Genomic DNA, 12,662 nt, shown 5'->3' with positions numbered 1-12,662 from the left:
GCGTCACCCCTCGATTCGCATCAGCACCTGACCCGCGTCGACCGGCTCGCCGTCCTCGACGAGCAGCTCCGCGACGCGGCCGGCCAGCTCGGCTTCGATCTCCGTGAACTGTTTCATCACTTCGACGAGGCCGACGACAGCGCCGGCTGCGACCGTCGCATCGACCGCGACGTAGTAGTCCGCGTCGGGCGACGGGCGCCGGTAGAAGGTACCCGGCAGCGGGCTGACGATATCGTGCAGTGCCATCTTGTGTCTCCTTGAATCGGTATTAGTGATGCGCGGCGAGCGGCTGCGGGCCGGCGGTCCGGATGCCTTCCCGGAGCAGCGCGTGGCGCGTTTCGCGCACGAGGTCGAGCGCACCCGGCGTGTCGCTGTGGATGCAGACCGAATCGAAATCGATGTCGATGTCGTCGCCGTCGATCGTGCGCACCTTGCCGTCGATGCATGCGCGCAGCACCTTGTCGGCGACCTGGTGCGGGTCGAGGCGGCCGACGCGGCGCGTGAACACGATCGAGCCGCTGCGGTCGTAGTCGCGATCCGCGTAGAACTCGCGGATCACCGGCTGTTCGTACTCCATTGCCACGCGATAGGTAACCGATGCTTCCATGCAGTACAGCCACAGGCCGGGGTCGACGCGCTGCAGCGTCTCGATCAGCAGCCGCGAGAACGCTTCATTGGATGCCGCATGCATGTAGAGCGCGCCGTGCGGCTTGACGTGCTGCAGGCTCACGCCGTTCAGGCGCGCGAATTCGCGTAGCGCGCCGAGCTGGTACAGGATGTCGTGGACGAGCGCCTGCGGCGTTTCGGTGATCGTGCGGCGGCCGAAGCCGACCAGATCGCGAAAGCCCGGATGCGCGCCGATGCCGACGCCGGCGTCGCGCGCGAGTCGCACCGTGCGCGCCATGATGTTCGGATCGCCGGCATGAAAACCGGTGGCGATGTTCGCCGAGCTGATGAGCGGCATGATCTGCTCGTCGACGCCGTCGCCGATCGTCCACGGGCCGAAACCCTCGCCCATGTCGGAATTCAGGTCGACACTGTGCTTCCTCATACGGTTCGTTCCTCCAGGTTCTCCGGTCTCGTTTGCGCCGGGGCGCGGGCCGAAACCGTGTTGAACGCAGGTTAGCCGTGCGGGGTGCGTCAAAATAGTTCTATTTTTATATGCGACCGTATCGATTTTTCAGATATCGCGCGAATCGGCCGCGCAGCGCCGCCACAGGCCCGTGTGCGTGGGTCGGGCGGTCACGGATTGCCGCCGGCGGAGCGGTTGATATGATGTTTGCCGTGTGCCCATCAGTTTTCCACCGGACATGGCCCTGACTCTCAGACAGCTCAAGTACTTCGTCGCGACCGCCGAGCTCGGACAGATCTCGCAGGCCGCGATCCAGCTCACGATCTCGCAGTCGGCCGTGACGAGCGCCATCAAGGAGCTGGAGGACAGCCTCGGCACGCAGCTGTTCCTGCGCACGTCGGCGGGCGTGACGCTCACGGATACCGGGCGGCGCTTTCTCAATCATGCGTACACGATCCTGTCGTCGGTCGACGAGGCGATGCGGATCCCGAACCTCGAAAGCACGCTGACCGGCACGCTTGCGATCGCCGCGAGCTACACGGTGCTCGGCTACTTCCTGCCGCATCACGTGCTGCGGTTGAAGACGCTCTATCCGCGCCTGACGATCCACCTGCATGAACTGAACCGCGAGTCGATCGAGGAAGGGCTGATCGCGGGCCGCTACGACATGGCCGTGCTGCTGACGTCGAACGTGTCGAATCCCGAGCTCGTGCTGGAGCCGGTGATCCATTCGGTGCGCCGGCTGTGGGTCGGCGCGCATCATCCGCTGCTCAGGCGCGAGAGCGTCACGTTCGCGGAGGTCGCACACGAGCCGTTCGTGATGCTGACGGTCGACGAGGCCGGACAGACGGCGCTGCGCTACTGGAACGAGACGCCGTACCGGCCGAACGTGATCCTGCGCACGTCGTCGGTCGAGGCCGTGCGCAGCATGGTCGCGAACGGCAGCGGCGTCGCGATCCTGTCCGACATGGTGTATCGCCCGTGGTCGCTCGAAGGGCGGCGTATCGAGACGATCGTGCTGCGCGACCCGGTGCCGCCGATGAGCGTCGGCCTCGCGTGGCGCAAGAACATCGAGTTGAGCCCCGCGATGCACGCGGTGCGCGACTACTTCAGGCACACGTTCATGGAGCCGCGCGCGCTGGGCGGCGCGACCTGAGTGCGCGGCGAACCCGCATGAAAAAAGCCGGGACGCATCCCGGCTTTTTTCTTCGGTGGACGAATCCGCCGTGCGTTGCGCTTACGCGCTGGCCGACATCGCGTCCGCGTCGCTCGCGCGGATGCCGAGGCGTTCGAACAGCGCGCGATCCTTCTGCGATTGCGGGTTGCTGGTCGTCAGCAGCTGGTCGCCGTAGAACATCGAGTTCGCGCCGGCGAGGAAGCACATTGCCTGCAGCCCGTCGTCGAGCTGCTCGCGGCCGGCCGACAGGCGCACGACGGCCTTCGGCATCGTGATACGCGCGACCGCGATCGTGCGCACGAACTCGAACGGGTCGAGCGGCGCGGTGCCTTCGAGCGGCGTGCCTTCGATCGCGACGAGGTTGTTGATCGGCACCGAATCCGGATACGGGTTCAGGTTCGCGAGCTGCGAGATCAGGCCCGCGCGTTCGCGGCGCGATTCGCCCATCCCGATGATGCCGCCGCAGCACACGTTGATGCCGGCGTCACGCACGCGGTCGAGCGTGTCGAGGCGGTCCTGGTACGTACGCGTCGAGATCACCTGGCCGTAGAACTCCGGCGACGTGTCGAGGTTGTGGTTGTAGTAGTCGAGGCCTGCGGTCGCGAGCTGCTGCGCCTGCTCGTCTTCCAGCATGCCGAGCGTCATGCAGGTCTCGAGGCCGAGCTCCTTCACGCCGCGCACCATCTCGGTCAGCGCCGGCATGTGGCGCTCCTTCGGGTTGCGCCACGCGGCGCCCATGCAGAAGCGGCTCGCGCCGTTCGCCTTCGCCGCGCGCGCGGCGTCGAGCACCGCGTCGACGTCCATCAGCTTTTCGGCCTTCAGGCCCGTGTCGTGATGCGACGACTGCGAGCAGTAGCCGCAATCTTCCTCGCAGCCGCCCGTCTTGATCGACAGCAGCGTCGACAGCTGCACCGCGTTCGCATCGAAGTGCTCGCGATGCACCTGCTGTGCGCGGAAGATCAGGTCGTTGAACGGCAGCGCGAACAGCGCGACGACGTCGGCGACGCGCCAGCGCTGCGGGGCCGGTGCGGCCACGGGAATCGCGTCGGGTTGCACGGCGGCGGTCTGGGCTTGGGTCATTTCGTTTTCCTGTCCTGGGCGGGAGTGGGGATTCGGTTGGGTCAACGCTGCGCGGTGCGCAGCGACTCGACGAGCGCGTCGATGTCGAGCATCGCCGCGGCGGATTCGGAGGCAGCCGGGCTCATGTGCGGAATGCGGCCGAGCAGCGGTGCGCGGTGCTCGCGCGCGAGCCAGTCGCGCATTGTTGCGATGTTCTCGTCGGGGAACGACATGGCCGGGTCGACGTGGTTTGCCACCCAGCCTGCGAGCTTGAGGCCGCGTGCGGCAATCGCGTCGGCGGTGAGCAGCGCGTGGTTGATGCAGCCGAGCCGCACGCCGACCACGAGCACGACCGGCACGCCGAGCGCGACTGCGAGATCGGCCATGTCCTGCGTGTCGTTCATCGGCACGCGGAAGCCGCCGGCGCCTTCGACGACGACGATATCCGCACGCGTCAGCGCTTCGCGGTGGCATGCGACGATCGTGTCGATGTCGAGCGTCACGCCTTCCTGCACGGCGACGATGTGCGGCGCGGCCGGCGCCTTCAGCAGGAACGGCGTGCGCAGCTCGGGCGGCAGCACCACGTTCGCGGCCGCGTCGAGCTGGTCGGCATCCTCGTTGCGCCAGACGCCGTCGCGCTCGTACGCGCCGGCCGCGACGGGCTTCAGCGCGGCCGCGCGCAGGCCGAGCCGCGCGAAGCCGTGCAGCATCGCGGCCGATACGAAGGTCTTGCCGATTTCGGTGTCGGTGCCGGTGACGAAGAGCGAGAGCGGGGCCGTCATGCTGCGGCCTCGCTGGCTTCGATCAATGCCGCTTCGAGCCGCGCGAGATCGTCGAACGAATGCGCGGCCGACAGCGACACGCGCAGCCGCGACGTGCCGGCCGGCACCGTCGGCGGCCGGATCGCGGGCACCCACAGGCCGTGCGCGTCGAGTGCACGCATCGCCGCGAGCGTCGCGTCGTTGCTGCCGATCACGAGCGGCTGCACGGCCGTGTGCGAATCGACCGGCTGCCAGCGCGTGTTGCGCAGCAGCGCGCGGGTGCGCTCGATCAGCGCGGCGAGATGCGCGCGGCGCGCGTCGCCTTCGTCGCCCGCGATCACCTTCAGGCTGGCCGATACCGCATGCGCGACGGCGGGCGGCGCGGCCGTCGTGAAGATGTAGCTGCGCGCACGCTGGATCAGCCATTCGATCACGGTCTCGTGCGCGATGACGAAGGCGCCCGCGACGCCGGCGGCCTTGCCGAGCGTGCCGACGTAGACGAGATTCGGCGAACGCAGCGCGGCGGCCGCGAGCGCGCCGCGGCCCTGCGGGCCGAGCACGCCGAAGCCGTGCGCATCGTCGACGACGAGCCACGCGCCGTGGCGTTCGGCCAGCGCGACGAGTTCGGCGAGCGGCGCGAGGTCGCCGTCCATGCTGAACACGGTATCGCTGACGATCAGTTTCGTTTCGGCATCGGACGCGTCGAGCAGCGCGGCGAGCGCGGCCGTGTCCGCATGCGGATAGACCTGCACGTTCGCGCGCGACAGCCGCATGCCGTCGATCAGCGATGCGTGGTTCAGCGCGTCGGAGAAGATCGTCGCGCCTTTGCCGGTGAGTGCCGTCATCGCGGCGAGGTTCGCCATGTAGCCGGTGCTGAAGTACAGCGCGCGCGGCGCGTCGGAGAAGCCGCCCGAGAAGCCCGCGAGTTCGTCCTCGAGCGTCGCGTGCGCGCGCGAATGGCCGCCGAGCAGGTGCGAGCCGCCGCTGCCGGAGCCGTAGCGCTGCGCACCTTCGCCGAATGCGGCGACGAGCGCCGGATGCGCGGCGAGGCCGAGATAGTCGTTGCTCGCGAAGCCGACGATCTCGCGGCCGTCGACGGTCATGCGCGCGTCGCACGCGGTATCGGCGGTGCGGCGCACGCGGCGCAGCCCTTGCGCGTCGAGATCGGCGAGGCCGCGCTGCAGGGTGTCGAGCAGGCTCATCGTGCAATCTCCGCAAGCGTTGCGTCGAGCGTGTCTCGCGTGCGCTGCGCGAGCCACGCGATGTCGTCGTCGCTCATCACGTACGGCGGCATCAGGTACACGGTCGTGCCGATCGGGCGCAGCAGCAGCTCGCGTTCGAGCGCGCGTTCGAAGAAGCGCCGCGAGAAGCCGCGCGCCGCGTCGCCGTCGAGCGCGACGTCGAACGCGAACAGCGTGCCGCGCTCGCGCAGGTGGCGCACCTGCGGGTGCGTGTCGAGCGGCGCGAGCGCGGTGCGCATCGCGGCCGACTTGCGGGCGTTTGCCGCGAGCACGTCGTCGCGCGCGAACAGGTCGAGCGTCGCGACCGCCGCGCGGCACGCGAGCGGATTGCCGGTGTACGAATGCGAGTGCAGGAAGCCGCGCGTCGTGTCGTCGTCGTAGAACGCCGCGAACACGTCGTCACGCGTGAGCACGAGCGACAGCGGCAGGTAGCCGCCGCTGATGCCTTTCGACAGGCACATGAAATCGGGCCAGACACCGGCCTGTTCGCACGCGAAGAAGGTGCCGGTACGGCCGCAGCCGACCGCGATCTCGTCGGCGATCAGGTGCACGCCGAATTCGTCGCACAGTGCGCGCAGGCCGCGCACGTACGACGGATCGTGCATGGCCATGCCGGCCGCGCACTGCACCAGCGGCTCGACGATCAGCGCGGCGATCCGGTCGCCGCGTTCGACGAACAGGCGCCGCACGTCGGCGAGCGCGCGGCCCGCGACGTCGGCGGCCGTCTCGCCCGGCAGCGCGCCGCGCGCATCGGGCGACGCGACGACGTGCGCATGGCGGATCAGCGGGTCGTACGCGTCCTTGAACAGCGCGACGTCGGTCACGCCGAGCGCGCCGATCGTCTCGCCGTGATAGCTGTTCGCGACGCACACGAATTCCTGCTTGCCCGCGCGGCCGCGGTTGCGCCACGCGTGGAAGCTCATCTTCAGCGCGATCTCGACGGCCGACGCGCCGTCCGACGCGAAGAACGCATGGCCGAGCGTGCGCGCGGTGAGCGCGTGCAGCCGCTCGGCGAGCTCGATTGCGGGCTCGTGCGTGCAGCCGGCGAGCATCGCGTGCTCGAGCGTGTCGAGCTGGTCCTTCAGCGCCGCGTTGATGTCCGGGTTCGCATGGCCGAACAGGTTGACCCACCACGAGCTGATCGCGTCGAAGTAGCGGCGGCCGTCGCGGTCGTACAGCCATACGCCCGCACCGCGCGCGACGGGAACGAGCGGCAGGCGCTCGTGGTGCTTCATCTGGGTGCAGGGGTGCCAGACCGCGCGCAGGCTGCGCGCGACCCAGTCGTCGGTGGCTGGCGTACTCAAGGCAACTCCGGAGGCTAAAACGGCCGCGCGGCATCGACGGGATGCCGCGCGGCAGATACGAAAACGCGCTGAGATTAGCGTGTTCCGCGCGACGTTGCACTAGCGGTTACAAACACCGCAAAGCCTTACGGGGCGGGAGTTCGGCGCAGATCGGAGCGGCTCGGAACGGAACGGATCGGATGCCCGGAAATGACGGCAGATGACGACGTTCGAGTGAGACCCCCCGACAGAAAAAAATCGCGGGGCGGCATGCGGTGCGATCGCGAAAAATCGGGGATCGAAGGGGGCGCGACAGAGGGAAGCGATACCACGCACGAGAGGTGGCGGCGGAATGGTCTGCGGAATCAGGCGCGGGAGCGGACCGCCGGAACGGCAGGTGATGGCGAGACGGCGCAAGCGCGTAGACGGCGACGCGCGAGGCGATCGCGCACGGAAGAATGAGGGATGAGGAGCGAGACGGGAAGCGGGAACGGCAGCGAAACAGGCGCGGCTTACTACCCGCCGCGCGTCAGTATCAGCGCGAAGCCAGCGCGGGCGCAGCAGTGTCGCGCGTGTTGTCGTCGCCGTTGTCGGCCGTCTGCGTCGTGTTCCACACGACGCGGTCGTTGACCGCGTACAGCCGGCACGCGCCCGCGTCTTGCTTCGCGCAGTTGTCGAGCGCGAGCGCCATCGGGTCGTCGCCGCCTTCGGCCCACGACCACGCGCCTTCCGACGACACCGCGAACGCGCGGCTCGGATGCTGGTTCAGGAAGCGGCGGTAGCCGTCGCGGCCGGCTTCGTCGACATACGGCACCGCGTTGACCGCATCGATGGCCGCATAGCCGGTGGCTTTGGGTTCGTGCGGGTTCGCGACCGCATAGTGCACCGTGGTCGGCAGGTTCAGTTTCGCGAGGAACGCGTTGACGGCCGGCCACCAGATCGGCACGCCGTCGCGATCGACGATCAGCCGGTGCGCGTCGTCCTTGTAGCGGCCGAAATCGATGAACTGGGCCTGCGTGCCGTGCGACACGTACGCGTCGTGCATTTGCGCGACGAGCCCGGGCGTCCACACCGAATCGTTGTCGCCGTACAGCCACAGCGACTGCACGGCCGTGTGCGCGCCGTACTGGTCGAACGCGTCGACGAGGTTGCGCTGCCAGCCGTCGCACAGGTCCTGGCGCAGCCCGCCCGAGAAGTTGATGATGCCGCGCACGCCCGGTGCGGCTTCGGTGCCGTACGCGACCGACACGAGGCCTCCGTGCGACGTGCCGGCGACGACGATGCGCGACGCGTCGACGTAAGACTGGCGCGACATGTAGCGCACCGTCGCGTCGACGTCGGCGGCCTGCGCGAGGCCGTTCTTCCCGACGTTGCAGCCTTCCTGCTGGTAGGTGCCGTCCGAGCCGGCGAAGCCCTGGCGGTTCGGCGCGATCACCGCGTAGCCGCGGCGCACGAATTCGCGCGCGAACGCGAGCGGCCGGCTGCGCGGCTGCAGATGGAGATCGCCGGTGTTCTTGCCGTGGTTGAAGACGACGAGCGGGAACGGGCCGGGGCCGTCCGGCTTGAAGAGGGTCGCTTCGAGCGTGACGGAGCCCGAAGCATCGGCCGGAATGCGGAGGATTTGTTCGTTGAGGTCGGCCGCGACCTGCGGCAGGTTTGCGTCGCTGTAATCGAAGCGCTCGGCGTGGGCGAGCGATCCGGTTGCCGTGCCGGCACCCGTATTCGCGTTCGGCAGCGTACCGGCCTGAGCGGCCGACAGCGCACAGGCCGCCATCCATCCCACCAATACCTTGCTGAACGCCATTCGTAAGCCCTGCCATGCAACATGACCAATTCGAGGTCATCGTAGCCCGACAAATTCGGGTTGTGCAATGCGGGAATTACCCGGCGTCTGACACAGCAACTATTTGTCAGCGTTCACTTACTTCACCGTCGACATAGCGCCAGAAACCGTGCTCGTCGCGCTCGAAACGGCTCGTCTCGTGGAGCCGGTAAGCGCGTCCGCCAACCTTGTAGCGGGCCACGAACTCAACCTCCGCGTGCCGTTCGTCGAGCGGCGCATGGCGTTTCACCGCGAGGCCGAGCCAGCGCGGCGCATCGGGCGCTTCGGGGTCGGTGTCGAGATCGGGCGGGCAGGTGCGCGCCGCCCACGTCGCGCGCAGGTAGTCGGTGGCGCCGAGCACGTACGCGCTGTACCGCGAGCGCATCAACTCGAGCGCGGTCGGCGCGGCGGCGCCGCCGTCGATGAAGCGGCCGCAGCAGGCCGCATAGCGGGGCGCCGGGGCTTTGCCGGCGGGAGCGGGGGACGCGCCGCCGCACGGGCACGCGTCAGGTCGGGTCAAAATCATGCGAAACGGGAATTAACGACGCCGGGTTGTCGGTTCGGCTCACCAGCTCAGCTCGATGCCGTCGTACTGGAAGAAACGGCCGTTGGCCTGCGACACGTCCGCGTTGGCTTCGGCGATCACGCGGCGCATGCCGGTCACGCTGGTTTCCGGATCGATCGCGGCCTGCGCGCCGCCCATGTCGGTGCGCACCCAGCCGGGATGGAGCGAGATGCACGCGGCGTGACGCGTCTGCAGCGACGCGATGCGCAGCACGTCGTTCAGCGCGGCCTTGCTCGCGCGATACAGCCAGCCGGTGGTGCCGGTCGCCTCGGCGATGCTGCCCATCCGGCTCGACACGACGGCCAGCACGCCGCGCGCATCCTCGACGAGCGGCAGCAGGATCGGCAGCAACTGCATCGGCCCGCGCACGTTCGTGTGCATCACCGCGTCGAAATCCTCGGCGGTGATCGTCTCGACGCCTTCGGTGCGCGGCCCGTAGACGCCCGATACGAGCACGGCCGCATCGAGCCGTTCGCCGTCGAGCTTCCAGCCGAGCGCCGCGATCTGCTCCGGCTGCGCGATGTCGAGCGCGTGGGCTTGCGCGCCGAGCGCGTGCAGTTCGGTGAGCGACGCTTCGTCGCGCGCGGTGGCGATCACGTTCCAGCCGTCGCGCCGGTATTGCCTGACGAATTCGCGGCCGAGGCCGCGCGATGCGCCGACGATCAGTACGGTTTTCATGCCCGTCGCTCCTTTGCAGTGCCGTGGTGACGGCGTCAGGTCAGTTCGATGCAGGTTGCCGTTGCGTCGCCGCCGACGCGGAACGCGTGCTTACTCCGCGTCCGTGCACGGCTTCAGCGTATCGACCACCGCCTGCGCGACTTCGTTCATTTGCGCGGCATCGGCGACGACCATGTCGTTGTCGGGCGCATGCTCGCCGCGTGCGGTGAGCGCGGCAACGCAGCGCTTGTAGGTTTCGTCGAGCGCGTCGAAGCTCGACACGGCCATCCCGAGGTTGCGCATCCGGCCGTCGTGCACGCCGTACACGAGCCCGTGCACGGTGAGCGACTGGCCACGCGCCCACGCGTCGTTGACGATCGTCGTGCGGCACACGTTGACGACCTGCTCGATCGAATTCAGTTCGATCAGGCGGCGATAACGCGCTTCGCCCACCGGCCATTCGTCGAGCAGGGCCGCGTGGCGCTCGCGCACGTCCTGCACGTGATGCAGCCAGTTGTCCGCGAGGCCGACGCGGCGGTTGTGCAGCGCCGCGTTCACGCCCGAGCAGCCGTAGTGGCCGACGACCATGATGTGCTTCACGCGCAGGATGTCGACCGCGAACTGGATCACCGACAGGCAGTTCAGGTCGCTGTGCACGACGACGTTCGCGATGTTACGGTGCACGAACACTTCGCCCGGCGGCAGGCCGATGATCTGGTTCGCGGGCACGCGCGAATCCGAGCAGCCGATCCACAGATATTCGGGCGCCTGCTGGTCGGCGAGGCGCGTGAAGAATTCGGGATCGTCGGCGAGCTTGCGTTTGACCCACGCGTCGTTGTTGTCGAACAGGTGTGAAAGCGGATTGTCTTGGGTGTTCATCGGTGTGGATTCCGTGTGCGGAAATCAGGTCGATATCGGATTCGGTGTCACCGGCGTCAGGCGGCGCGCTGCGCGTCGCCTTCGCCGTCGTTCTGGTCCGTCGCGCCGAAGCGCGCCGGGTAGCGCGCGCTGAAGCGCAGCGCCGCGTCGTACGGATAAAAATCGGGCAATTCGCCCTGCAGCAGCTTGTCCTTGCTCGCCTGCCACAGCGCGGGATCGAAAAAGTCCGCGTGATGCTTCATGAAGACGCCCCGCACGCGCGGGTCGCCGAGCAGGAACGGCCCGTAGGTCTCCGGAAAGATGTCGTGCGGGCCGACGGTATACCACGGTTCGCCGGACAGCTCGTCTTCCTCGTTGCGCGGCGGCGGCACGCGGCGCACATTGCAGTCGGTCAGGTACTCGATCTCGTCGTAGTCGTAGAACACGACGCGGCCGTGGCGCGTGACGCCGAAGTTCTTGTACAGCATGTCGCCGGGGAAGATGTTCGCCTTCATCAGTTCCTTCACCGCGTTGCCGTATTCCTTCACGCCGTGCTCGATGTCCGCGTCGGTGCCGTTCTGCAGGTACAGGTTGAGCGGCGTCATCCGGCGCTCGATATACAGGTGCTTGATCACGAGATTGTCGTCCTCGTATTCGAGCAGCGACGGCACTTCCTTCTCCAGTTCGCGCACCAGCGCGTGGTCGAGCCGCGCGAGCGGCAGCGCGACGCTCGAATACTCGAGCGTGTCGGCCATCCGCCCGAGGCGGTCGTGGCGCTTCACGAGCTGGTACTTCTCCATGATCTGCGCGCGCGTCGTTTCCTTCGGCGGCGGGAAGTGATCCTTGATGATCTTGAACACGTACGGGAACGACGGCAGCGTGAACACGAGCATCACGAGGCCCTTGATCCCGGGCGCGATGATGAAGCGGTCGCTCGAATGCGACAGGTGGTGCAGCAGGTCGCGGTAGAACAGGTTCTTGCCCTGCTTCTGCAGGCCGACCGACGTGTAGATTTCCGCCTTCGGCTTGCCGGGCATGATCGTGCACAGGAAGTCGACGTACGCGGACGGCACGCCCATGTCGACGAGGAAATACGAGTGCGAGAAGCTGAAGATGATCTGCAGCAGGTCGCGGCGCAGCAGCACGGTGTCGAGCGCGAGCAGGCCCGGGCGCACGTGACGGATCGGTACCGCGAACGGCAGCACGCGGTCGGCGTTGATGATGCGGCCGACGATGTACGCGCTCTTGTTGCGGAAAAACAGCGACGACAGCACGTGGATCTGGAAATTCGGCGCTTCGTCGAAGTGGCCGAATTCGTCGTCGATCGCCTGCATCACGCACGCGATGTCGCGCGTGAGATCCTCGAACGCCGGTTCGAGCTGGAAGTTCGTGACGATGCGCTCGAGCGTGACCGCGAGCCCGTCGGTGCCCGGATAGTACGCACGGTAGGTCGGTTTCGCGGCCGGCTCGTCGTTCTCGAGATATTCGGTCGAGATCGCCGGGCGCACGAAGATGAAATCGTTGCTGAAGTACGAGCGGTGCAGGATCTTGCAGCACACCGAATTGAAGAACGTTTCCGCGCACTCGGGCTGGCGGTGCGACGTCAGCAGGCCGATGTAGTGCAGCTTGATCTGCTGCCAGACCTCGTCGTCGATGTTCTCCGCGTCGTATTCGTCCTCCAGCCACTCGACGCATTCCTGCACGCGTTCGTCGTACGACGTGATCCGCTCGCGCGCGAGCCGCTGCAGCCCGTGCCAGTCGGCGCGCTCGTACAGCGTCTTCGCCTCGACGGCCGCTTCGCGGAAGATCCGGTAGTGGCGGTCGAAGTTTTCGAGCATCGTCTGCGCGACGTCGAAACCGATCTGCGAAGACAGCAGTTTGGGGAAGTGATTCATCGCGTGCAGGCTCGTTCGGGAGGGGCTGTAAGCACTCGCCATTTTAGCGCCCAAGTCGGCGTTTCAATGACTTTAGCGGGGACGCACCGGCGGTCTTCAATCGGCGCGTTATTCGCCGTTGGGGGCCGTTCGGTGCATCTTCGCGTAAAGATACGGGTACGGAACCGATTCTGACACGAACTTTTTTTGACGGGCCGGCTGCCGCCGGGCACGCGTTCCGTGCGACGGCGATAGAATCGACGGATCGCCCGCCGCGGCCTGCCGCCGGCGCG

General features: G+C 67.6%; 12 protein-coding genes. 1 reads left to right on the top strand and 11 read right to left on the bottom strand.

Annotated features, from left to right (window positions below; all coding sequences use genetic code 11):
* Window positions 1-3: 3 nt before the first annotated feature.
* Window positions 4-246, bottom strand: coding sequence for an acetyl-CoA carboxylase (locus H3H55_RS15870; RefSeq protein ID WP_193099240.1), 243 nt, complete (start codon window positions 244-246; stop codon window positions 4-6).
* A 22-nt stretch (window positions 247-268) separates the two neighbouring features.
* On the bottom strand, window positions 269-1,051 hold the full coding sequence (locus H3H55_RS15865; protein ID WP_193099239.1) for a 5-oxoprolinase subunit PxpA: 783 nt from the start codon (window positions 1,049-1,051) through the stop codon (window positions 269-271).
* A 259-nt stretch (window positions 1,052-1,310) separates the two neighbouring features.
* Here H3H55_RS15865 and H3H55_RS15860 point away from each other — a divergent pair, with 259 nt between their 5' ends.
* Entirely contained in the window at window positions 1,311-2,228 is a 918-nt protein-coding gene (locus H3H55_RS15860; protein WP_176049534.1) for a LysR family transcriptional regulator, read from the top strand.
* A gap of 81 nt (window positions 2,229-2,309) precedes the next feature.
* Here the strand turns inward: H3H55_RS15860 and bioB are convergent, their stop codons facing one another.
* From bioB to aceK, 9 genes are all read right to left on the bottom strand, one after another.
* The gene (bioB, locus tag H3H55_RS15855) at window positions 2,310-3,329 is read right to left on the bottom strand and encodes a biotin synthase BioB (protein ID WP_193099238.1); all 1,020 of its coding nucleotides are present in this window, start codon (window positions 3,327-3,329) and stop codon (window positions 2,310-2,312) included.
* 41 nt (window positions 3,330-3,370) lie between these two features.
* Window positions 3,371-4,090, bottom strand: a complete 720-nt coding sequence (bioD, locus tag H3H55_RS15850) for a dethiobiotin synthase (RefSeq protein ID WP_193099236.1) — start codon at window positions 4,088-4,090, stop codon at window positions 3,371-3,373.
* Window positions 4,087-5,271: an 8-amino-7-oxononanoate synthase gene (gene bioF, locus H3H55_RS15845; RefSeq protein ID WP_193099235.1), complete on the bottom strand. Its 1,185-nt coding sequence runs from the start codon at window positions 5,269-5,271 to the stop codon at window positions 4,087-4,089. Before bioF ends, bioD begins: the two co-directional genes overlap by 4 nt.
* A complete protein-coding gene (bioA, locus tag H3H55_RS15840) occupies window positions 5,268-6,614 on the bottom strand; it encodes an adenosylmethionine--8-amino-7-oxononanoate transaminase (RefSeq protein WP_193099234.1) in 1,347 nt (448 codons plus the stop codon). Before bioA ends, bioF begins: the two co-directional genes overlap by 4 nt.
* 514 nt (window positions 6,615-7,128) lie before the next feature.
* The gene (locus H3H55_RS15835) at window positions 7,129-8,397 is read right to left on the bottom strand and encodes a dienelactone hydrolase family protein (protein WP_193099232.1); all 1,269 of its coding nucleotides are present in this window, start codon (window positions 8,395-8,397) and stop codon (window positions 7,129-7,131) included.
* Between the two features lie 106 nt (window positions 8,398-8,503).
* Window positions 8,504-8,941, bottom strand: a complete 438-nt coding sequence (locus tag H3H55_RS15830; RefSeq protein WP_193099231.1) for a YchJ family protein — start codon at window positions 8,939-8,941, stop codon at window positions 8,504-8,506.
* 39 nt (window positions 8,942-8,980) lie between these two features.
* On the bottom strand, window positions 8,981-9,658 hold the full coding sequence (locus H3H55_RS15825; protein ID WP_129513088.1) for an SDR family oxidoreductase: 678 nt from the start codon (window positions 9,656-9,658) through the stop codon (window positions 8,981-8,983).
* A gap of 90 nt (window positions 9,659-9,748) precedes the next feature.
* On the bottom strand, window positions 9,749-10,516 hold the full coding sequence (gene can / locus H3H55_RS15820) for a carbonate dehydratase (RefSeq protein ID WP_193099229.1): 768 nt from the start codon (window positions 10,514-10,516) through the stop codon (window positions 9,749-9,751).
* A gap of 56 nt (window positions 10,517-10,572) precedes the next feature.
* The gene (gene aceK, locus H3H55_RS15815; protein WP_129513086.1) at window positions 10,573-12,390 is read right to left on the bottom strand and encodes a bifunctional isocitrate dehydrogenase kinase/phosphatase; all 1,818 of its coding nucleotides are present in this window, start codon (window positions 12,388-12,390) and stop codon (window positions 10,573-10,575) included.
* Window positions 12,391-12,662: the final 272 nt, after the last annotated feature.

The sequence above is a fragment of the Burkholderia sp. Z1 genome (genome assembly GCF_014893795.1).
Taxonomy (GTDB): domain Bacteria; phylum Pseudomonadota; class Gammaproteobacteria; order Burkholderiales; family Burkholderiaceae; genus Burkholderia; species Burkholderia theae.
Note: the sequence above shows the minus strand (reverse complement) of the source record. Positions and strands in the feature narration are given on the sequence as shown.